Annotated in this window: 19 protein-coding genes; 13 read left to right on the forward strand and 6 right to left on the reverse strand. The window is 53.1% G+C overall.

What is annotated here, in order from left to right; all coding sequences use genetic code 11:
- Positions 1-80 precede the first annotated feature (80 nt).
- From ACQ66Q_RS13335 to der, 12 genes are all read left to right on the forward strand, one after another.
- On the forward strand, positions 81-1,208 hold the full coding sequence (locus ACQ66Q_RS13335) for a porin (RefSeq protein ID WP_430457255.1): 1,128 nt from the start codon (positions 81-83) through the stop codon (positions 1,206-1,208).
- 47 nt (positions 1,209-1,255) lie between these two features.
- Positions 1,256-2,329, forward strand: a complete 1,074-nt coding sequence (locus ACQ66Q_RS13340) for a porin (RefSeq protein ID WP_430457256.1) — start codon at positions 1,256-1,258, stop codon at positions 2,327-2,329.
- Between the two features lie 14 nt (positions 2,330-2,343).
- Positions 2,344-2,757, forward strand: coding sequence for a phosphate ABC transporter substrate-binding protein (locus tag ACQ66Q_RS13345; RefSeq protein ID WP_430457257.1), 414 nt, complete (start codon positions 2,344-2,346; stop codon positions 2,755-2,757).
- 155 nt (positions 2,758-2,912) lie between these two features.
- Positions 2,913-3,344: a nucleoside-diphosphate kinase gene (gene ndk / locus ACQ66Q_RS13350; protein ID WP_208931762.1), complete on the forward strand. Its 432-nt coding sequence runs from the start codon at positions 2,913-2,915 to the stop codon at positions 3,342-3,344.
- A 215-nt stretch (positions 3,345-3,559) separates the two neighbouring features.
- On the forward strand, positions 3,560-4,687 hold the full coding sequence (locus ACQ66Q_RS13355; RefSeq protein ID WP_430457258.1) for a bifunctional tRNA (adenosine(37)-C2)-methyltransferase TrmG/ribosomal RNA large subunit methyltransferase RlmN: 1,128 nt from the start codon (positions 3,560-3,562) through the stop codon (positions 4,685-4,687).
- A gap of 24 nt (positions 4,688-4,711) precedes the next feature.
- Complete coding sequence (pilW, locus tag ACQ66Q_RS13360; protein ID WP_430457259.1) at positions 4,712-6,139, forward strand: type IV pilus biogenesis/stability protein PilW; 1,428 nt, start codon at positions 4,712-4,714, stop codon at positions 6,137-6,139.
- Positions 6,136-7,188 (forward strand): RodZ domain-containing protein, encoded by a 1,053-nt coding sequence (locus ACQ66Q_RS13365; RefSeq protein WP_430457260.1) that lies wholly within the window; start codon positions 6,136-6,138, stop codon positions 7,186-7,188. The genes pilW and ACQ66Q_RS13365 overlap by 4 nt, the downstream gene beginning before the upstream one ends.
- A gap of 1 nt (position 7,189) precedes the next feature.
- Positions 7,190-8,302 (forward strand): flavodoxin-dependent (E)-4-hydroxy-3-methylbut-2-enyl-diphosphate synthase, encoded by a 1,113-nt coding sequence (gene ispG / locus ACQ66Q_RS13370; protein WP_430457261.1) that lies wholly within the window; start codon positions 7,190-7,192, stop codon positions 8,300-8,302.
- Between the two features lie 23 nt (positions 8,303-8,325).
- Positions 8,326-9,597, forward strand: coding sequence for a histidine--tRNA ligase (gene hisS, locus ACQ66Q_RS13375; protein WP_430457262.1), 1,272 nt, complete (start codon positions 8,326-8,328; stop codon positions 9,595-9,597).
- An 11-nt stretch (positions 9,598-9,608) separates the two neighbouring features.
- Complete coding sequence (locus ACQ66Q_RS13380; protein ID WP_430457263.1) at positions 9,609-10,247, forward strand: YfgM family protein; 639 nt, start codon at positions 9,609-9,611, stop codon at positions 10,245-10,247.
- A gap of 9 nt (positions 10,248-10,256) precedes the next feature.
- Complete coding sequence (bamB, locus tag ACQ66Q_RS13385) at positions 10,257-11,456, forward strand: outer membrane protein assembly factor BamB (protein ID WP_430457264.1); 1,200 nt, start codon at positions 10,257-10,259, stop codon at positions 11,454-11,456.
- A gap of 218 nt (positions 11,457-11,674) precedes the next feature.
- Positions 11,675-13,156, forward strand: a complete 1,482-nt coding sequence (gene der / locus ACQ66Q_RS13390) for a ribosome biogenesis GTPase Der (RefSeq protein ID WP_208931755.1) — start codon at positions 11,675-11,677, stop codon at positions 13,154-13,156.
- A 63-nt stretch (positions 13,157-13,219) separates the two neighbouring features.
- Here der and ACQ66Q_RS13395 read toward each other — a convergent pair whose 3' ends face one another.
- The 5 genes from ACQ66Q_RS13395 to ACQ66Q_RS13415 all read right to left on the reverse strand — a co-directional run bounded on the left by ACQ66Q_RS13395 (position 13,220) and on the right by ACQ66Q_RS13415 (position 18,577).
- Complete coding sequence (locus tag ACQ66Q_RS13395) at positions 13,220-14,518, reverse strand: HAMP domain-containing sensor histidine kinase (RefSeq protein WP_430457265.1); 1,299 nt, start codon at positions 14,516-14,518, stop codon at positions 13,220-13,222.
- Entirely contained in the window at positions 14,518-15,222 is a 705-nt protein-coding gene (locus ACQ66Q_RS13400; protein ID WP_430457266.1) for a response regulator, read from the reverse strand. The genes ACQ66Q_RS13395 and ACQ66Q_RS13400 overlap by 1 nt, the downstream gene beginning before the upstream one ends.
- A 1-nt stretch (position 15,223) precedes the next feature.
- Entirely contained in the window at positions 15,224-15,622 is a 399-nt protein-coding gene (locus ACQ66Q_RS13405) for a DUF3019 domain-containing protein (RefSeq protein WP_430457267.1), read from the reverse strand.
- Complete coding sequence (locus tag ACQ66Q_RS13410; RefSeq protein WP_430457268.1) at positions 15,612-16,421, reverse strand: MipA/OmpV family protein; 810 nt, start codon at positions 16,419-16,421, stop codon at positions 15,612-15,614. The genes ACQ66Q_RS13405 and ACQ66Q_RS13410 overlap by 11 nt, the downstream gene beginning before the upstream one ends.
- A 104-nt stretch (positions 16,422-16,525) precedes the next feature.
- On the reverse strand, positions 16,526-18,577 hold the full coding sequence (locus ACQ66Q_RS13415) for a TonB-dependent receptor plug domain-containing protein (RefSeq protein WP_430457269.1): 2,052 nt from the start codon (positions 18,575-18,577) through the stop codon (positions 16,526-16,528).
- A 112-nt stretch (positions 18,578-18,689) separates the two neighbouring features.
- Between ACQ66Q_RS13415 and ACQ66Q_RS13420 the strand changes: the two genes are divergently transcribed.
- The gene (locus ACQ66Q_RS13420) at positions 18,690-19,142 is read left to right on the forward strand and encodes a hypothetical protein (protein ID WP_430457270.1); all 453 of its coding nucleotides are present in this window, start codon (positions 18,690-18,692) and stop codon (positions 19,140-19,142) included.
- Here ACQ66Q_RS13420 and xseA read toward each other — a convergent pair.
- Complete coding sequence (gene xseA / locus ACQ66Q_RS13425) at positions 19,139-20,491, reverse strand: exodeoxyribonuclease VII large subunit (RefSeq protein ID WP_430457271.1); 1,353 nt, start codon at positions 20,489-20,491, stop codon at positions 19,139-19,141. The genes ACQ66Q_RS13420 and xseA overlap by 4 nt on opposite strands.
- Positions 20,492-20,540: the final 49 nt, after the last annotated feature.

Consider the following 20,540-nt stretch of genomic DNA (forward strand, 5'->3'; position numbering starts at 1 on the left):
AGTTCTGAATTTTCTGGTTTTTTTACTTCGGTGAACTAAGCTGGTTGAAAAATGTCGTGGTAAGTCTGGAGCGTGTGTGAATGAAAAAGACTCTGATTGGATTGGTGGTGACTGCAGCCTGTGTGACGTCAAATACCGCATTGGCTGAAGTAAATATCAATGGTTTTGCCTCAATTAAAGGTGGCATGACCACAGGCAAAGATGACACTTTATATGGTTATACCAATGACCTTGAATTTAAAGAAGAATCGCTGTTTGCAGTACAACTTTCATCTGATCTCGGGGAAAAGTTATCGGTCACTGCCCAGCTAATGGCAAAAGGTGCCAATGACTACGATGCCAAGTTTGCCTGGGCATTTCTCAGTTATCAGCTCAGTGATAATTGGCGGTTAAATGCCGGCCGTTTCCGTATCCCATTCTACAAATATTCTGATTACCTCGACGTTGGTTATGCCTTTGACTGGGCCCGCACGCCACGTGCGGTGTATGACGTTGAGTTCGACACTATGGATGGTATTTCATTCTATCACTCCACCTCAATCGCCGATATGACGTCAAACATCCAGCTTGTATACGGTGCTTATGAAGGGGATATTTCTGTGAGCGGCGCATTATCTCGCAGCAAAGTACAGGATGTTACCGGTGGCTCCTGGGAGTTATCGAATGACTGGCTTAGTGCCCGTGTCGCCTATTTTATGGCTGACGTGACGATCAATGCGACAGCCTTTACGCCTTTACTCAGCGCATTAAACACTTTTGGTTTTGGTGCTGTAGCCCGAGAGATAGACTTCAATGAAGATGAAGGTACTTTCTTTGGTTTTGGTCTGAGTTACGACCGGAACAATTGGGTTGCTGTTACCGAATATACCAACGTCAAAGTGAAAAACTCCTACATGGCTGATCGCGATGCTTATTTCGTTTCAGTTGGTCGTCGTTTTGACAGCATCACCCCATACATCTCTTATGAAAAAGATGACGACGTAAGCAAATCAGCCATTTACAAAGCTATTCCGCCACAAGTGCCACTGTTAGCGACTGTCGCTGCAGTAGTGGAAAGCCAGCGTGCTGACCGCGACACCTGGAGTTTTGGTATGCGCTATGACTTCCACCCGTCCGCAGCCTTTAAAGTGCAATTAAGCTCAGCAAAGGACAATTACACGCTGGAAAAAGATCGTCTGCTGACGATGGGTGTTGATCTGGTATTTTAATGAAGCCCCGGCAGGGGAGCAGCAGAAAATATGAGAGGAGTTTTGTGATGAAAACATCCCTGATTGCAGCCGCACTGGCTGCAAGTATGGTCAGCGGCAGTGTGTATGCCGATGTTGATATCTCTGGTTTTGCATCCGTAGTCGGTGGCAAGGTTCTCAGTGGGGAAGGGGTGCCGGAGTTTGGCCTTGAGCCTACTTTTCTGGCCAACTATCCAATCGTCGGTTTTTATGAAGAAGACTGGAGTTTCAAGCCAGATTCGAAGTACGGTTTGCAAATCAGCGCGGACCTGACGGAAGGTCTGACAGCAACGGCTCAGGTGGTTGGCCGCGGTGCGGATGATTTTAATGCCGAATTCGAATGGGCTTATTTGTCATACACGCTGAATGAACACTGGACCCTGCAAGCCGGTAAAAAGCGCCTGCCGCTGTATTATTATTCTGATTTTTTTGATGTCAGCTACGCCTATCTGTGGATCCGCCCGGCGGCGGATAACTACACCTGGCAGATCTTTAACTACAACGGCGTGAATGCGCAGTTTAACTATCAGGTTAATGATTGGACCGTCAGCGGCAATATCTATACCGGCCGCGAAGATGACACCGAGAACAAGCTGTTATCAGAGTTTTTTGGTTCGCAGCCAATCCGCGAAATCTGGAAAAATATTGTTGGTGGCGTGCTGAGTCTGAACCGTGACTGGCTGGATTTACGCTTTACCTACATGACCTACCAGAATGAACGTTATCGCAACGGCGTGAAAGTCACCTGGGATGGGGATGATTCGCGTCGCGGTAAGTTTGCCGGTTTGTCGGCCAACATCGATTACAACAATTGGGTGGTGTTGACCGAATTTAACCGGCTGACCCTCGATGGCGGCGATTTTGATACCTATCTATTGTCGGCGGGGTATCGTGTTGGGCAGTGGACACCTTTTGTTTCCTTCGCTGATTTTGACTCGGAATCTGAGATGCACAGCACCAGCAGTATTGGCGCGCGCTGGGATTTCCATAGTTCAGCAGCATTTAAAGTGCAATACGACGATGTCACCGATGACGGCATAAATGGCCAAATGGTTGCGGGTGACAGTAAAGCCATTACGTTTGGCATTGATTTAGTATTCTAAGTGTGGAGAAAACCATGAACTGGTTGAAATTTGTAGCTATTCCATTGGTTTTATCAGCGACAGCAGCCTCCGCTGAAGTCGCAGTGGTCGTGCACCCGTCTAATGCTGCCAGCCTGGATCAGGCTGAGATCAGCCGATTGTTTACCGGGCGTGGCAGTGCTTTTAACAACGGTAGCAAAGCCACACCGTTAAATCTGGCCGAATCAGCACCGGCGCGGGCCGAATTTGACACGAAAGTGTTAGGAAAGTCGTCCAGCCAAATGAAAGCGTACTGGTCAAAGCTGGTATTTACCGGCAAAGGCACGCCGCCAAAAGAGCTGGCAACAGATGCTGACGTGAAAGCTGCAGTGGCGGCAGACCCTGGGGCGATTGGCTATATTGATGCTGCATCAGTCGATGCTACGGTCAAAGTGGTTGGCAAGTTCTGAAGTATGATCCTTGGAAAAACCCGGCTGTTGCCGGGTTTTTTTATGGGGATGTCATCAGGCTGTCAGCACAAACAGAAAACATAGGCAAGCAAAGCGCGATAGCGTATAATTCGCGACCGCTAAATTTTCAACCGTTATTTTAAAGGGAGTCTGACATGGCTTTAGAACGTACTTTTTCCATCATCAAACCAGATGCAGTTGCCAAAAACGTGATCGGCGCTATCTACAACCGTTTTGAATCTGCAGGCCTGCGTATCGTTGCAGCGAAAATGCTGCACCTGAGCCGTGAACAAGCTGAAGGTTTCTACGGCGAACACAAAGAGCGTCCATTCTTCAATGCACTGGTTTCTTTCATGACTTCAGGCCCGGTAATGATCCAGGTGCTGGAAGGTGAAGACGCTGTGCGTAAGAACCGTGAAATCATGGGTGCTACTAATCCAAAAGACGCAACAGCCGGTACTTTACGTGCTGACTACGCGGCTAGCATCGATGAAAACGCAGTACACGGTTCTGATGCTGCTGCATCAGCTGCCCGTGAAATCGCATTCTTCTTCAGCGATGCTGAACTGTGTGGCCGTACGCGTTAATCCGTTACAGATGAAGGGATGGCTTTTCACGCCAGCCACATCATCAGGATACGGACAGAAAGGGGCCTTGGCCCCTTTCTTGTCTTGAACCAGAGACGATTTTTTCTGTCATATCTTTCGGCCACTGCATCAGCATGCCGGACCGATATACCAGACAAAATCGCCGCACCAATCCAGCAAGTTAGATTGCAGCCCTGCTGCCATCGGAGTGAATCATGACCACCAGCCCTGAACAGAAAATCAACTTACTTGATCTGACCCGTGAGCAGATGAAAGAATTTTTGGTGTCGCTTGGCGAAAAAGCCTTCCGGGCTGATCAGCTGATGAAATGGATTTATCACTTCTGTGTCGATGACTTCGACAAAATGACCAATATCAACAAAGTGTTGCGCGAGAAGCTTAAACGCCATGCCGTGATTGACGCGCCTGTGGTTGTAACCCGGCAGGACAGCGCTGACGGCACTATCAAATTTGTGATGGGACTCAAAGGCGGCCAGGAAGTTGAAACAGTCTGGATCCCGGAAAAAGACCGTCGTACTTTATGTGTGTCCTCACAGGTTGGTTGTGCGCTGGATTGTTCATTCTGTTCTACTGCGCAACAGGGTTTTAACCGCAATCTGACAGTCTCTGAAATCATCGGTCAGGTCTGGCGAGTCGGCCAGATCATTGGCAGTTATGGTGATACCGGCGAAAAACCGGTGACCAACGTCGTGATGATGGGCATGGGCGAGCCTTTGCTGAATCTCAATAACGTCGTTCCGGCAATGGAACTGATGATGGAAGACTATGGCTTTGGTCTGTCCAAGCGTCGCGTGACTTTATCTACCTCTGGCGTGGTGCCGGCACTGGACCTGTTGAAAGACAAAATCGATGTGGCGTTGGCGATTTCCCTGCACGCGCCAAATAACACGCTGCGCGACGAGCTGGTTCCTGTAAACAAAAAATATCCGATGGAAGAATTCCTCGCTGCGGCCAAACGTTATGTCGATGGTTCCCGCGCCAATGATAAGGTGACCGTAGAATATGTCATGCTGGAAGGGATCAACGACAGCACTGATCAGGCGCATGAACTGGCTGAGGCGCTGAAAAACACCCCATCCAAGATCAATTTGATCCCGTTTAACCCTTATCCGGGCTCGCCATATAAAAGATCCAGCAATTCACGTATCGATCGTTTTAATAAAGTTCTGCAGGAATATGGCTTTACTGTCATAGTGCGCAAGACCCGTGGTGATGATATTGATGCCGCTTGCGGGCAGCTGGTCGGTGACGTAATCGACCGCACCAAACGTCTGGTAAAAAAACAGATGAAAGGTGAGGAAATTTCAGTAAAAATGGTCTGAAAAGACAAGGACAGGCAATCAGTTATGCGTTTGAGTTGGCTTGCTGGCGTTGGGCTTTGCAGTGCGCTGCTATTCGGTTGCGTATCCGAGTCGACTATTGTCGACAGCAAGCGGCAGGGTGAACGTCAGACCGATAACAAACAGATCGCCCGGACCCGCCTGTCGCTGGGGCTGAATTACCTGCAACGCGGTGAAACGTCTCAAGCCCGGTTTAATCTGGAAAAAGCCCGCGAACTAGCGCCGGAACTGCCGGAAGTATCCAACGCCATGGCCTATTACTATCAACAGGTTGGCGAGTTTGATCAGGCTGAAGACGCCTACCGCGATGCCCTGCGTAAAGACAATGATAACGCCGATACCTACAATAACTTCGGCGCCTTTCTGTGCCAAATCAACAAGTTCGACGAAGCTGAACAACTGCTGCAAGCTGCGGTGAAACGCCCGGGCTACATCCGGGTGGCCGAGAGCTACGAAAATTTGGCTTTTTGTGCGCTAGGCCGCAAAGATTTTGATAAATATCAACAATATCTGGAACAAGCACTACGCCACAACGGCGTGAAACACTCCATCGTTTACAACCTGTCGGTGCTGAATTACGCCAAGGGTGATATGGAAAAAGCCCGGATCTGGCAAAAACGCCTGCAAGAGTTGGGGCAAGTGTCGCCGCAGGCGACTCTGTTGCGTTATATGATTGCCTACCAGCTTGATGATAAAACTGAACAACAGGCCGCTGAAAAATTTATGTTGTCGGTATACCAGACCAGTCCGGAAACGGCCTGGATGTTGTCAGCGGATTTCAGTTCCTCAGAGCCGGAAAAATTACGACAGCAATATAAAGCCAGCCTGCTTGGTGTAGATCCAGCGGTTTTGGCTGGCGCACCCACCAGCAGCCCAAAAATCAAAATTGTGAAACGCAAAACCGGCGTTGAACCTGAATCACAGGCCTATGGCTTGACCACTGACCGCAGTCTGCCACGAATGGAAACGACCGCCACAGAGCCGGCTGTCACGCCAGAGCCAGCTGTTACGCCACAGGATTTGCCGCCGGCTGAGGCGATTGTTGCTCCGGCAATCACGCCAGGTAGCGCGCCATCGACAGATCCTGTCACCGCTACATCCGTCCCGTCGCAACCTGGCACACATAAAGTGCTGTACGGAGAAACCTTATTTCGCATCGCCAGCAAATACCGGCTGAGTGTATCTGAGCTGCAACGGCTGAATCAGCTGACTGATCCGGCCGACCTCAGAGCCGGGCAGGTGCTGAAGCTATCCGAAGCGTCCGCGCTGCCACGTGAATACCAAGTGCAGGATGGCGATACGCTGTTCAGCATCGCGTACAAATTTAATCTGGCGCTGGCACAACTGGCTGGCTGGAATCAGCTGGCGACTGATGCGGCACTCAGCAATGGCCAGACTATCCTGTTGCATGACCCGATGGAGCCAGCACTATGACGATGTCTGTTGCCACCTCCGGCCCCGGCGCCATGCTGAAACAGCGGCGGGAAACACTCGGCATGAGTCTAGAACAGGCCGCCGCGCAACTGAACCTGAAAGCTGCAGTGATCCATCAGCTTGAGTCGCAGCAATGGGACGCCCGGGTAGCGCCGACTTTTATCCGTGGCTATTTGCGCCACTATGCCCGGTTGCTCAAACTTGATGAGACCGACGTCCTGGCACAATTTGACCAGTTGATCAGTGCAATGCCACAGCCAACGCCGATGCACAGCTTTTCGAAAAAAACCAGCCGGGATGCCGCTGAAAGCCGGTTTATGCTGGCGACGTATTTTTTGCTGGTATTGCTGATTGGTTTGTTTCTGGTCTGGTTCTGGCAAACGCATATGCTCAATGACCAGCCGGTATCGATGATGCCTGAACTGGAAACCGCGACTGCACCTGGCGCGAAAACGCCTGCTGTGTCGACAATGCCGGCATTGACGGTGGTCGCCGAACCGAGCGCTGAAACAATCAGTGATACGGTCAAGGAACCCGAAATATTACCAGTGGAGGCAGGCGCAACAAGCACGGTTACAGAGGTTGCGGTTACAGACGCTGCAGTGACAGAAGCCCCGGTTTCGGCCGCAGTGACTGCCGCATTAACGGCCACCGCTCAGAGCAGTCCTGTTGCACCTGTTGAAACGGCCGTTGCCGGTACTGAAGCGCCACAGACGGCAGCAGCAGATCCTGCCACCGCCACTTTGGCCGCCACGCCAACACCGGTAGCCACTGACATCACACCAGCAGCGCCCACCGCAGGTGAGTTACAACTGCAATTGCAGTTTAGTGCACAGTGTTGGGTCGCGGTGATTGACGCCAACGGCAAACGCCTGGCGTATAACATGCAAAACAGTGGTCAGACGCTGACATTAACCGGCATCGGACCATTAAAGGTCACGCTGGGCGATCCCGCGGCAGTGACTGCCAGCCTTGCTGGCAAACCAATTGATTTATCAGGCTATAAGCAAGGTCAGGTCGCGCGCCTGACCCTAACCGGATCCGAATAAGATGTACGCTGAAAATCCAATTATCCGTCGTGTCTCCAAACAAATTCGTGTTGGCACTGTGCTGATCGGCGGCGATGCCCCGATTGCGGTGCAGTCGATGACCAACACCCGAACTACCGACGTTGACGCCACAGTGGCACAAATTCGGGCCATCGCAGCGGCCGGAGCTGATTTGGTCCGGGTATCGGTGCCGACGATGGACGCCGCTGAAGCTTTTAAGCTGATTAAGCAACAATCGCCAATCCCGCTGGTGGCTGATATCCATTTTGATTACCGCATTGCGTTGCAGGTCGCAGAATACGGCGCTGATTGTTTGCGGATTAACCCAGGCAATATCGGTCGGGAAGATCGGATCCGCGCGGTGGTAGATGCCGCCCGTTTTCACAATATTCCAATCCGTATCGGCGTGAACGGCGGCTCGCTGGAAGCTGACATTCAGGAAAAATATGGCGAGCCTAACCCAGCCGCGTTAGTCGAATCGGCGATGCGCCATGTCGACATTCTGGATCGGCTGAACTTTGATCAGTTTAAAGTCAGCGTCAAAGCGTCCGACGTTTTTCTGGCCGTCGGCGCCTATCGGTTATTGGCCAAACAAATCGAGCAACCGTTGCATCTGGGGATTACCGAAGCCGGTGGCGCTAGGGCCGGTGCAGTGAAATCTGCCATCGGTCTGGGCATGTTGCTGGCCGAGGGCATCGGTGACACGCTGCGGATCTCCTTAGCGGCCGATCCGGTTGAAGAAGTCAAAGTGGGTTTTGATATTCTGAAGTCGCTGCGCATTCGCTCCCGTGGCATCAACTTTATTGCCTGCCCAAGTTGTTCGCGGCAGGAATTTGATGTGATCAAGACGATGAACGAGCTGGAACAGCGGCTGGAAGATGTGGTCGACCCACTGACCGTATCTGTGATAGGGTGCGTGGTCAATGGGCCCGGTGAGGCACTGATCTCGGATCTGGGCGTGGCCGGCGCCAGTAAAAAAAGCGGTTTTTATCTCAAAGGCGAGCGGCAAAAACTGCGCATCGACAATGAATCTGTCGCCGAACAGCTGGAGCAGCAGGTCCGTATGTACCTGGCCGCTCAACAGCAGCTGATCGATGTGAAAAACGTAGAATAAATTTTAGCTATTCAGGTATTTAAGTGTCTAAAGAAATTCAAGCTATCCGCGGAATGAACGATTGTCTGCCGCAGGATACCCCGGTGTGGCAATACGTTGAGCAGATGATCCGGCAGACCGTCAACAGTTACGGTTACGATGAGATCCGTTTTCCAATCGTCGAAATGACCGAGCTGTTTAAACGCTCGATTGGTGAAGTCACCGACATTGTCGAAAAAGAGATGTATACCTTTGCCGATCGCAACGGCGACAGTCTGACACTACGGCCAGAAGGCACCGCGTGCTGTGTGCGCGCCGGTATTCAGAATGGTTTGTTATACAATCAGGAACAGCGGTTGTGGTATATGGGCCCGATGTTCCGCCACGAACGGCCACAAAAAGGCCGCTACCGTCAGTTCCATCAGTTTGGTCTGGAAGTGTTTGGCATGCAGGGCCCGGATATCGACGCCGAGGTGATTTTGCTGTCGGCACGACTGTGGCAGCAGCTGGGTCTGACACCCTATGTGCGACTGGAGCTGAATTCGCTCGGTTCCAATGAAGCCCGCGCGGCGTATCGCGATAAGCTGGTGGCTTATCTGGAACAACACCAGGACTTGCTGGATGAAGACAGCCAGCGCCGCCTGCACAGCAACCCGCTGCGCGTGCTCGACAGCAAAAATCCGGCGATGGCCGAGATGCTGGCCGGTGCGCCACAGCTGCTCGATCACCTCGATGAAGATTCAAAACTGCATTTTGCCGGGCTGCAAGCGCGTCTGCAGGCCGCTGGTATTGAATTCACCATCAATCCGCGTTTAGTGCGCGGCCTGGATTATTACAACAAAACCGTCTTTGAGTGGGTGACCACCAATCTGGGCTCACAAGGCACAGTCTGTGCCGGTGGCCGTTACGATGGTCTGGTAGAACAGCTGGGCGGCAAAGCCACGCCGGCGGTGGGTTTTGGCCTTGGGCTGGAACGACTGGTGCTGTTACTGCAAAGCCTGCCGTTATTACCACAAGTCAGCAATGCAGCAGATTTTTATCTGATGCCGCTCGGCGACGCTGCGGAACTTGCTGCAGTCTCTGTTGCCGAACAGCTGCGTTTGGCCCTGCCGGGCAAACGGGTCATGTTGCACTGTGGTGGTGGCAATCTGAAGAAACAATTAAAACGTGCGGATAAATCTGGTGCTGCGATCGGTCTGTTGCTTGGCGACAGCGAACTGGCAGCCGGGCAGGTCACTGTCAAATGGTTACGCGCCGAACAACCACAACAAACCGTCCTTATTGCAGATCTGGCCGCAGTACTGGCTCAGGTTTAACGGAGTCCCTGATGGAAATTTACAACACCGAAGAACAACAAGTTGAAGCGATTAAACGCTTTTTCCGCGAACATGGCCTGTCGATGGTGGCCGGTATTGTCATCGGCCTGGGTGGCTTATACGGCTTCCGCTTTTATCAGGCCAAGCAATTAGAAGCACAGCAGGCACAATCTGCCGCCTATGCCGTGCTGGTGGATAAAGCCGCGGCTGAAGGCGCGGATAAAAAAGCCTGGCTGGTCGATGCGCAGAAATTTATTGCCGATCACAAAGATTCTAACTACAGCCACCTGGCGGCGCTGATGGCAGCCAAAGAAGCCGTGGTGTTAAAAGATTATGCTGCAGCGGAGCAACAGCTGGTCGCAGTCGCTACCGGCAGTAAAGTACCTGAAGTCATTGCCGTCGCACAATTACGGCTGGCTCGGGTACAGGCAGAACAAGCCAAATATAAAGAAGCATTAGCCACACTTGGTGCCACCATGCCGGCGGCTTTTGCTGCGCAGCAAAACGAGCTGAAAGGCGACGTCTTACTGAAGTCTGGTGATGAAACTGCTGCGCTGTCCGCTTACAAAGCGGCGCAAGCCGTGACTGAAGTCGGCAAAAACCCGTTACTGGATGTCAAATTGAACGAACTGGCCCACGTTGCTGGCTAAGAGGTTGCTGTGAAGTTATCTGTGCGCACCATGCTGGTGCCGGCACTGCTGGCCTTTGTGCTGGTTGGTTGCTCGTCAAACGATGAAGAAGAACTGGTATTACCGGAGATCGACAACAAAGTAGCGCCGGACTATGTCTGGAGCAGCTCGGTTGGCGATGGTATTGAACATTACGATTCGAAAATTAAACCGGCAGTATTTGGTGACAAGGTATTCGTGGCCAGCCGTGCCGGCGAAATTGTCGCGTTTAATCTGCAAAATGGCGACAAGTTGTGGAGCTACGATTTGCGCAATGGCGATGATGCGCCATTGTTCGGTGGCATCAGTCATTGGTGGAACAACCGCAACGCCAAGTTGGCTGGCGGTGTCGCAGTTGGCTTTGACAAAGTGCTGGTCGGTACCGAAGACGGTGATGTGCTGGCACTGAATCCAGAAACGGGTGAAAAAGTCTGGCATGTTAAAGTCAAAGGTGAAGTGTTAGCGGCACCTGTCGCCGGTGAAGGCTTGATCCTGGTGAATACTGGTGGTGGCCGCATTTTTGCGCTGCAACCGGATACCGGTGAACAGCGCTGGATGCATGAAACCGAAAATGCCTTACTGACGCTGCGCGGTATCTCGTCGGTCGCTACTGCCGCCGGTGGAGTGGTTTTCGGTACTGGTAACGGTAAAGTGGGCGTGTTGATCTCCGAACAAGGCGCGCCGGCCTGGGAAGAAGCGGTTGCAGTGGCAAAAGGCTCAACCGACCTGGCGCGGATTATCGACGTGGATGCGACACCGATAGTGCAAAATGGTACAATCTACGCCATTGCCTACAACGGTCAGCTCGTCGCGATGGAATTGCGCAGTGGCCGGGTGCTGTGGAAACGCGATTACGCCAGTTTCCGCGATATGCAGATTGTAGACAATATCATTTATCTGGTTGATTCAACTGGAAAATTATATGCAGTTGATACCCGTAATGGCCTGGAGATCTGGTCGCAGCAAACCTTGCACAAGCATTTTGTCACAGGTCCGGCGGTGTATAAGAATTATCTTGTCGTCGGTGATAACGAGGGCAATCTGCACTGGTTCAGCCGTGACAAAGGCGAATATCTGGCGCGGCACGAGTTTGACAGTTCAGGTTTTTATGCCGAAGCTGTCAGCACATCGGATTATTTAATCCTGCAGACACGTAACGGCGAAATCGACGTATTGCGTACTGCTGACTAAAGGCTGCACAGCGATTTTCTCCAAAGCAGGCCTGTTCGCAGGCCTGTTTTTTTTATGTACATGATGTACGGGAAGGACGGTCCGTTGCTCTTGCAACAACTGTCATCGGCAGGCTCAACAGGAGCTTGTCACGAATAAAGTCCATCGTCAGTGCTGACGATGATTTGATTGCAGAAGCTGACTCCGACAGGTGCGTGTCAGCTCAGTTGAGGTGAAACATGTTACCGGTAGTTGCTCTGGTTGGCCGTCCCAATGTCGGAAAATCCACGTTATTTAACCGTCTGACCCGTACGCGCGATGCGTTGGTCGCCGATTTTCCGGGCCTGACCCGCGACCGTAAATATGGCTCTGTCGATTATGAAGGCCTGGAGTTTATCGTGGTCGATACCGGCGGTATCGACGGCAGCGAAGAAGGCATTGAGCTGGAAATGGCTGAGCAGTCATTAAAAGCTATCGATGAAGCCGACGTCGTACTGTTTCTGGTTGATGCCCGTGCTGGCGCGACCGTTGCCGATGAAGCCATCGCCAATCACATCCGTCGTGTCAACAAAACCGTGTTTCTGGTCGCCAATAAAACGGATGGTCTCGATGCCGACACTGCGATTGCAGATTTCTACAGTTTGGGCATCGGCGAAGTCTATCCGATTGCCGCAGCGCATGGCCGCGGCGTCACGTCGTTATTACAGCAGGCATTAGTGCCGCTGCTGACAGAACAGCAGGCGCAGCGCCTGGCGGCCTTTGAGGCCGGCGAAGATCTGAAGGCGATTGATCCGGAAGATGATCAGGAGCAACGCGACAAACATATCAAACTGGCTATTATCGGCCGCCCGAACGTTGGCAAATCGACGCTGACCAACCGGATCCTCGGCGAAGAACGGGTCATTGTTTATGACATGCCGGGCACCACCCGTGATGCGATTTATATTCCGATGCAACGCGGTGACCGTGAATACACGCTGATCGACACCGCCGGTGTACGCCGTCGCGGCCGTATCGACGATGTGGTGGAAAAATTCTCGGTGATCAAAACGTTACAGGCGATTGAAGATGCCAACGTCGTGATCCTGGTGTTAGATGCACGCTTAGGCATTTCCGAGCAGGATTTAAGTATTCTTGGTTTTGTGCTCAATGCCGGCCGCTCGATGGTCATTGCGGTGAACAAGTGGGACGGTCTGGATGACGGTGTTAAAGATGAAGTAAAACGTGAGCTGGACCGCCGGCTTGGTTTTATCGATTTCGCCCGGCTGCATTTTATTTCAGCGCTGCACGGCTCTGGCGTCGGCAATCTGTTTGAATCGGTTGAAGAAGCATTTGATTCGGCGACCCGGCGGGTGAATACCGCTTTACTGACCAAAATCATGAATATGGCGCAGGAAGACCACCAGCCACCATTGGTGAAAGGCCGTCGCGTGAAACTGAAATATGCGCACGCGGGTGGTTACAACCCGCCGCTGATCGTGATCCACGGTACTCAGGTGGAAGACTTACCGGATTCGTATAAACGTTATCTGATGAACTATTTCCGCAAATCGCTGCAGTTAATGGGTACGCCGGTGCGAGTCGAATTCCGTGGTACCGAAAACCCGTATGCGGAGAAGCGCAATACGCTGACACCAAATCAGCAATACAAGCGCGATCGATTGATCAAAGCGAAAGCAAATCTGGCGAACAAGAAAAAAATCGGCCACAACCAAGGCTGAGTCTGGCGCCAACGCCGCAGCGAGCAGTCTGTGGCGGTGCATAGATAAAACACAAAGCCGGCATCAAGCCGGCTTTGTGTTTTGCAGCGGTAAGCGGATCAAAAAGCTGGCGCCTGCAGGTGCTGTTGTTTCCAGGCTGATCCTGGCCTGATGCCAGTCCAGCACTTTACGCACAATCGCAAGGCCGAGACCGAATTGCGGTGCAATACTCGACTGCGTCTCCAGCCGGACAAAAGGCAAAAAAATCCGCTCTGCATCGGCCTGTGCAATGCCGGCGCCGTCATCACTGATACGGATGTAGACCTGTTGCTCGTGTTGCCAGAGCCGAAGCTGTACCTGACTCTGCGCATGGCGACAGGCATTTTGCAGCAGATTCAGCAGCACCCGGTATAACCAATGTGGATGACCACAGACGCCGGGCAAGTCGCCTGAACAGGTCAGTTGCAGCTGCAACTGTCTGGCCGCGGCCAGTGGTTCACAGCTGTGCATCGCTTGCTGGCAGATCTGTTGCAGATCCACCAGACTGAGTTGCCAATGCTGATGTTGCCGGTCCAGACTGGCGTATTCGAGAAAGGCGTTGACCATCGCTTCCATCCGATCCAAATCCTGTTCCAGCCGTTGCAGATACTGATCTTTACGCTGTGGATCCACTTCTTCTAACGCGGCATCCAAACCAAAACGGAAGCAGGCGATCGGCGTGCGCAGGTCATGCGATAAACTGGATGCCAGTAACTGGTTGTCGGCCAGCAGTTGTTCAATTTGTTGCGCCATCTGGTTAAAGCTCTGTTCCAGTGCACTGATGTAGGACCAGCGGCTGGGTGGCAGCCGCGCCTGTAAATCACCGTCACCGAAACGGCTGGCGGTTTGGCTCAACAACCAAAGCCGGCGTGCCAGCGGTGCCAGCCATAGCAGCATAATCAGACTCAAACCGCCATATAGTGCTAACGTCAGCCATAAGTCGCCCGGCTGATGCCCGGCCGCTTGTGACAATTGCAGCTGTAACAGCCAGTGCGGATGGGTCGGTAATGCTTTGAGATAAGACATGCCGTCAGTGCCAGCCAGCGCCAGACCGCCGGTAGCATGCAGCTGACCTTCCAGCTCCGGCGGCAACGCCAGGCTCTCGCGTGGCAGCAACTGCAACGGTAAGCGCCAATGTTGTTGTTGTGCCGTGATATAAGCACTGAGCTGTGCCGGTTGCTGCTGATCGGCCTGCTGACTGATGGTATCCAGCACTGTGGTGTAGAGTTGTAACTGGTCCGGTGCAGGCTGGCTGTCGTCATTGGCCAACTGATCGAGCACAGCACCGAGCATAAACAGTGCACAAATAGCCGACAGCAACAGGCTCAGTGACAGTTTAAACATCAGAGCGTCCAGTGTTCAGTGACAAATAAATAACCCTGACCCCACACCGTTTTGATCCGCTTTGGTTCTTTGGCATCATCGCCGAGTTTTTTCCGCAGCACCGACACCATTACATCAAAACGCCGGTCCAGTCCGTCGTGTTCACGACCCTTTAACGCCTGAAACACCTGATCGCGGCTGCAGACCTGACCGGCCCGGCTGGCCAGATACCACAACAACGCAAACTCGGCACTGGTCAGCTGAATATCGGTCTCGCCGAGTAAAACCCGGCGCGAACTGGCACAGATCGTCAGACTACCAAACACCAACTGCTGACTCGGTGTCGCATCGGCGCTCTGACGCAGCGCGGCCTGAATGCGTGCCAGCAAGATCCGCGGCCGGACCGGCTTCACCAGATAATCGGTGGCGCCAACACCAAGACCAATCACTTCGTCGACCTCTTCGCCCTGGGCGGTCAGCATCAGGACTGGTACTGCATAGTCACGGCGGATCTGCCGGCAGACATCGAGCCCGTTCAGACCGGGCAACATCAAATCTAACAAGATCAAGTCAACATGCTGGCGCCGCAACAACGGCAATACTGTATCGCCACGTTGTTCCAGCAGCACCTGATAACCTTTTTGCTGTAAAAATTCCTGCACCCAGCTGGCGAGCGACAGGTCATCCTCGACCAGTAAAATGGTGCCGTAGGCCGCGTTGGTCATGTCAGAATAATCTCCAGTGTCGTTTTACCCGCGGGTTTTTCTGCACCCAATTGACGCTGATGGTCGCCTGCGCCTGGATGCCGTCAGGGCTGACCAGCTGCAACTGCTGGCTGTCATATTCGGCGAATTCATAACGCCATTGGCCTTCAAGACCGGTAGGCCAACAATATAATTTTTGGGTGCCGGCTTGCAGGCACAAGTCCTGTGGCGTGGCGCTCTGCCAGTGCACATGGACGGTTGCATAACAGATCCGGCCTTGTTGTAGCGCCACGCAGGTGGCCGGCGTTAATGCCAGTTTGATGCTGCCGGAGCCGTTGTCAGCAGCGGCCAGCGGGCTACTGAGCAAAGCGCAGCACAGTAGCATGGACAGGGCTGGGACCAGCCGTTGCTCAGAACACATAACGGAATTTCACCAGACTGCGGAATTCGCTATCCCGGTCGACCAGCGGGCTGTCGGTATAGGCCCTGCTGAAGCCATTCACGGCAAGGCCAAGTTCCAGCAACCAGTCGGTGCTGAGCGGATACAAAGCACTGATCCCCAGATGCAGTTGTTGACCGGCACCGGCGCTGTATGTCGGACGTCCGCTCTGGCTCTCTGCGGCACTGACGCCGTAATAATAATTCACTAGTCTTGCCGCCGAAAACGACACACCGACGTTGTAATATAAATCCCAGTTACGCAGCGGTTGGCGATAGCTGTACAACAACCGCAGTTGCTGGCTGTAATGCGACTCAATGTCCTGCCCAATTTCTACTGCCATATAATGCTGTTGCCAGAAGCGCTGATAGCGCAGGCCGAGCAGAAAATCGGAATCACGCAGCTGTAAACCATCCAGCTCAGGCAAATGCGCCCGGCCAGTACCCGTATTCAGATCAGGTCCGATAGCGTCCTGATAATTGGTGCCGATCAGTGACAGGGCACTATCTTCCTGTTGCCACAAGTGATAACCCAGCAGGCCACTGCCATAACGCAGTACATTACGCCGGTCATCCGATTCAATAAAAAAGTTGCGGTATTGCAGATCGGCCGACAAGTTCAGCAGCAGTTTATCATTCACTGTCCGGTCCAGCGGGCCGACCAGCGCGCGCTGGAAGCCGGTGCCTACCGCCAGGTAACCGGTAAATTCCAGTTCATCCCAGCTGGCGTCACAGCGAGTACTGATCAACATCAGAAAAAAAAGGCACCACCAGGGTCGCATGCTTTGCTCCAGATTAAAACGGCCCCATGATAACTGCTGGAGCCGCAATTGGAATGTTTAAAAAGTGTAAGCAGGTGTCGCCCCGTCAGGAATGAATGCAGGCATCAGAACTGCACTTTGAGGCCCACCGACGGGAACAAACCAAGATTTTCCTCCGCCTCAATGTGATACTCAGGCATTTCGCCGGCTTTACCTTTTTGCAGGAAGTAACCTGATACATTTTTCCGGTTTAACACGTTCAGAATAGCGTAGGTATAAGTGACTGGCAGACCAAATAAAGTGCCTTGTTGTTCAGCCTGTAAGTCCAACCGATGATACACCGGCAACGTTGCTGAATTCAGTTCGCCATATACTGCCACACGGTAATCCGGGTAATAAGGATTCGGTTTATTACCAATGATCGGCGTATATTTGGCACCGGAGCGTACCGTCAGGCGGGCGCTGAAGTCCCATTTTTCATCGTAGGGATAAGCTACAACCACGTTCGCCACCAGCGGCGTGTCCAGATAATACTCAGAAGTCAGGTTTCGGCGTAGATCAGTGCGCTCGGCTTTCGACCAGCTCAGCGACGCCCAGCCATACCAGTCGCCGGAACTGCGTTGTTTTTTCAGCAGTAATTCTGTGCCATAGGCCTGCCCCTCACTGTCGTTGCTGTAATGCAGCGCCTGGTCGGCGTCTTTGTCAGTCAGACCGAGTGGCAACTTTTGCAGTTTTTTCAAATAAAGCTCAGTACTGAAATTCCAGTTGTCGGCAAACTGCCAGTCCTGCCCCAGCACATAGTGAGTGGCCGTTGGTTGTTTCACCTGACGATTACCCAGCAGCGGCAGGCTTTTTTCTAGATCGGCCAGCCGGCTGTAGCGTCCAGCCCGGACAAACCAGCGCTGCTGTGGTGTCAGCTGCAGACTTAGTTCTGCGCGCGGTTGCAGAAAGCTTTCATCGGTATAGTCCTGCTGGTCGTAACGCAGACCGACTGACGAGCTCAGATACTGATTCCAAATCCAATGATGCTGCAGGAAGGCACTGTCGGTGTTGTAACGCAGCTGGTCTTTGGCTTTGATCCGATCGCCGCGCTGAGCAAAGCAATCGGCCTGATGGTCGGTACAATAATAAGGGATCACATCAAAACGATAGTCTGCATCACGCTGACTACGTTCGACACCGGCTTCCAGTCGCTGTGCTGCGGTCAGCTGCCAGCGTGACTGTAATTGCAAAAACTGTTGCTCATCTTCGTAGCTGACAAACTGGTCACCGCCATATTGATTGTCTTCGCTGTTGCTGCTGTGCTGATACCGCAACTGCAACTGATGTCCGGCCGGATGCTGGTATTGATAACTCAGTTGCTGGTTGGCAAAAGCGCTATCAATCCGCACATCACCTACCGATTCCGGATCGGTACGACCTTGCTCTGAGGCTTTACTGATATTGGCCCGCGCACTGTCGCTGGCGCCGGTCAGTGTCAGGGTCAGTTTTTGCTCCGGAGATAGCTGAAACAAATAGCGCGCCTGATAGTCGTTGCTTTTTGGTGGCTGATAAATTTTGACGCCATCATCCAGTTCATCACCGGATTTGATAAAAAGCTGGACTGTACTTTGTCGCGCCGCCAGATAAAACGCTTGGTCGTCAGTGACAGCGCCCTCAACCAAAGCACTCATTTGCAACAGACTCAGCTCGGCTTCGCCACCAATTTCCTGCTGTTTCGGATCGCGTAACGTTGCCGAAAACACACCGCCGGTGGCATTGCCGTATTGCGCGCCAAAACCACCGCTGTCGAGGTGAAAGTCATGCAGCAGCGCTTCGTTAAACACGCTGTTACCGAACATATGGAACAAATAACCGGCCGGCAAGCCATCTATCAAAAAGGCGTTATCGTCCGGGCTCGAGCCCCGTACCGCCGGCATACCGCCAAAATCGCCACCGGCGTAGACCACGCCCGGCAGGCTGAAAACAGCGGCCAGCGGGTCATTCATGATGCCCGCCACTTTCAGCAGCTGCTCGGTTTCATCGTTGGTCTGACTGGCGGCGGGCAGGGCGCTGCCATTCACCTGAATGCGTTCAATCGGTGACGCCGGGTCCGGTTTAGCGGTTTCAGCAGCGCTCAGCAGCAACGGGCTACACAGGCCCAGGCACAGGGTTAATCGGGAAAAGGCAAATCGCATGGTACACTCTCGTGATACAGAAACAGATGACGGGCAGTTTGCCAAAACGTGGCGCGGATAACTGTCGGCCAATTGCTGTGCATCTGTAAGAAAGTGTCAGGGAGTTCGAGAGATGTCAGACAAATTTCAGCAGGCGCTGGCGCTGCTCAGACCGCTGGCAACGGTGTCCGACTGGGGCATTGGTGGCAGTTTGTTATTGGTTGAACACCAGCTGCAGGCTGATTTTCGCGATATCGATTTAGTTTGTAGCGAAGCGGCACTCCCTGCGTTAGTCGCGCGTCTGCAGCAGTGCAGCACCGAGTTGCCGGTGGTTGCGCATCCGCAATATTGCAGCCGGTTTTTCCGCCGTTATCAGCATCACTCTGGTCTGGTGATTGAGGTGATGGCGGGAGTTCAGGTCCGGCAAGCAGCGACAATGCAGCAATGGCCGTTTGTGCCTAGCCGCTGTGAACAACGTCATGGTGTCAGCTGGATGGCGCTTACCGACTGGCTGGAGCTATATCAGTTGTTTGAGCGGCCGGAAAAAGTCGCGTTGATCCGCACAGCGCTGACGTCAGCCAACTAATTCGCTTTGATCTGTTTTACTTCAGTGACGACATGACCGTCGGCAAATCGTACCGTCAGCGCGTCGCCGCTTTTTAGCTGCTGCACTGATTTTACTAGGCTATTTTCTGCATTGAAACTTAAGCTATACCCACGATTGAGTGTGGCCAGCGGGCTGACCTGATGTAATAAAGCGCTGTATTGTTGCCATTCCTGTGTCCGCATTTGCAGATGTTGCTGCATCGCACGTTGCAGCCGCTCATGCAGCGAAGTAGCGTGTTGCTGCAGCACCGCAGTGCGCGGCGCATGCTGCAATAACCGTTGCTGGTGCTGCTCAAGCTGGCGCTCTTTGCGCTCCAGCTGCTGTTGCCCGGCACGGTGCAGCCGTAGCTGTAATTCATCGAGGCGTTGCTGTTGTTGTTCCAGCCGCCGTTTCGGATGCAGCAGCTGTAATTTGCTGTGTTGCTGTAAAAACCACTGCGCCTGTTGGCCCAGTCGCTGGCGTACTGCGCGGCTAAGCCGTTGTTGCAGCTGGATCAGCTGCGTCAGTTGATGTTGTTGATCTGGAGACACCAATTCGGCCGCCGCCGACGGTGTTGCTGCCCGCACATCCGCGACAAAATCGGCGATAGTAAAATCGATTTCGTGGCCAACGGCGCTGACAATCGGCAGCGGGCAGTGGGCGATTTGACGGGCCAGTTGCTCATCGTTAAAACAATACAAATCTTCCAGTGAACCGCCGCCACGGCCAATAATCAGCACGTCGACTTCATTGCGCCGGATCGCATGCCCCAGCGCGGCCTGTAAATCCTGCGCGGCTTGCGCGCCCTGCACTAAGGCCGGGTAAATAATGACTTCCAGCGCCGGCGCGCGCCGTGCCAATACCGTCAGAATATCGCGCACTGCGGCGCCGGTCGGCGAGGTGATCACGCCAATGCGCTGCACTTGTGATGGCAGTGGTTTCTTCCGCTCCGGCGCAAACAAGCCTTCAGCAGTCAGTTTGGCTTTGAGCATTTCGTATTGCTGGCGCAGCAGGCCATCACCGGCCGGTTCGATAAAATCGACCAGCAGCTGATACTCCCCACGCGGTTCATACACACTGATGCGGGCGCGGATCAGTACTTGCTGACCATTGCGCGGCACAAAGGCGGCATTGCGGTTCGCCTGCTTGAACATTGCCACTTTGACCTGTGCTGCCGCGTCTTTTAACGAGAAATACCAATGACCGGAACTGGCGGCAACAAAATTTGAGATCTCACCACAGAGCCAAAGCTGGCGGAATTGCAGCTCCAGAGTCAGGCGAACTTCGGCATTTAGCCGCGAAATGGTGTAGATCTCCGGGTTTGTGCTGGGATTTTGCGTGTGATTCATGGCAGGCAGGCATAACAAGTGATCTGGCTAAACTAGCACAAATACAGTC

The organism is Rheinheimera sp., assembly GCF_965283995.1.
In the GTDB taxonomy this organism is placed as follows: domain Bacteria; phylum Pseudomonadota; class Gammaproteobacteria; order Enterobacterales; family Alteromonadaceae; genus Pararheinheimera.

What these genes read in the sequence shown, in the direction of transcription:
- ACQ66Q_RS13335 (WP_430457255.1), top strand. Translation starts at nt 81, where the DNA reads ATGAAAAAGACTCTGATTGGATTGGTGGTGACTGCAGCCTGTGTGACG.
- ACQ66Q_RS13340 (WP_430457256.1), top strand. Translation starts at nt 1,256, where the DNA reads ATGAAAACATCCCTGATTGCAGCCGCACTGGCTGCAAGTATGGTCAGC.
- ACQ66Q_RS13345 (WP_430457257.1), top strand. Translation starts at nt 2,344, where the DNA reads ATGAACTGGTTGAAATTTGTAGCTATTCCATTGGTTTTATCAGCGACA.
- ndk (WP_208931762.1), top strand. Translation starts at nt 2,913, where the DNA reads ATGGCTTTAGAACGTACTTTTTCCATCATCAAACCAGATGCAGTTGCC.
- ACQ66Q_RS13355 (WP_430457258.1), top strand. Translation starts at nt 3,560, where the DNA reads ATGACCACCAGCCCTGAACAGAAAATCAACTTACTTGATCTGACCCGT.
- pilW (WP_430457259.1), top strand. Translation starts at nt 4,712, where the DNA reads ATGCGTTTGAGTTGGCTTGCTGGCGTTGGGCTTTGCAGTGCGCTGCTA.
- ACQ66Q_RS13365 (WP_430457260.1), top strand. Translation starts at nt 6,136, where the DNA reads ATGACGATGTCTGTTGCCACCTCCGGCCCCGGCGCCATGCTGAAACAG.
- ispG (WP_430457261.1), top strand. Translation starts at nt 7,190, where the DNA reads ATGTACGCTGAAAATCCAATTATCCGTCGTGTCTCCAAACAAATTCGT.
- ACQ66Q_RS13380 (WP_430457263.1), top strand. Translation starts at nt 9,609, where the DNA reads ATGGAAATTTACAACACCGAAGAACAACAAGTTGAAGCGATTAAACGC.
- der (WP_208931755.1), top strand. Translation starts at nt 11,675, where the DNA reads ATGTTACCGGTAGTTGCTCTGGTTGGCCGTCCCAATGTCGGAAAATCC.
- ACQ66Q_RS13395 (WP_430457265.1), bottom strand. Translation starts at nt 14,518, where the DNA reads ATGTTTAAACTGTCACTGAGCCTGTTGCTGTCGGCTATTTGTGCACTG.
- ACQ66Q_RS13400 (WP_430457266.1), bottom strand. Translation starts at nt 15,222, where the DNA reads ATGACCAACGCGGCCTACGGCACCATTTTACTGGTCGAGGATGACCTG.
- ACQ66Q_RS13405 (WP_430457267.1), bottom strand. Translation starts at nt 15,622, where the DNA reads ATGTGTTCTGAGCAACGGCTGGTCCCAGCCCTGTCCATGCTACTGTGC.
- ACQ66Q_RS13410 (WP_430457268.1), bottom strand. Translation starts at nt 16,421, where the DNA reads ATGCGACCCTGGTGGTGCCTTTTTTTTCTGATGTTGATCAGTACTCGC.
- ACQ66Q_RS13415 (WP_430457269.1), bottom strand. Translation starts at nt 18,577, where the DNA reads ATGCGATTTGCCTTTTCCCGATTAACCCTGTGCCTGGGCCTGTGTAGC.
- ACQ66Q_RS13420 (WP_430457270.1), top strand. Translation starts at nt 18,690, where the DNA reads ATGTCAGACAAATTTCAGCAGGCGCTGGCGCTGCTCAGACCGCTGGCA.
- xseA (WP_430457271.1), bottom strand. Translation starts at nt 20,491, where the DNA reads ATGAATCACACGCAAAATCCCAGCACAAACCCGGAGATCTACACCATT.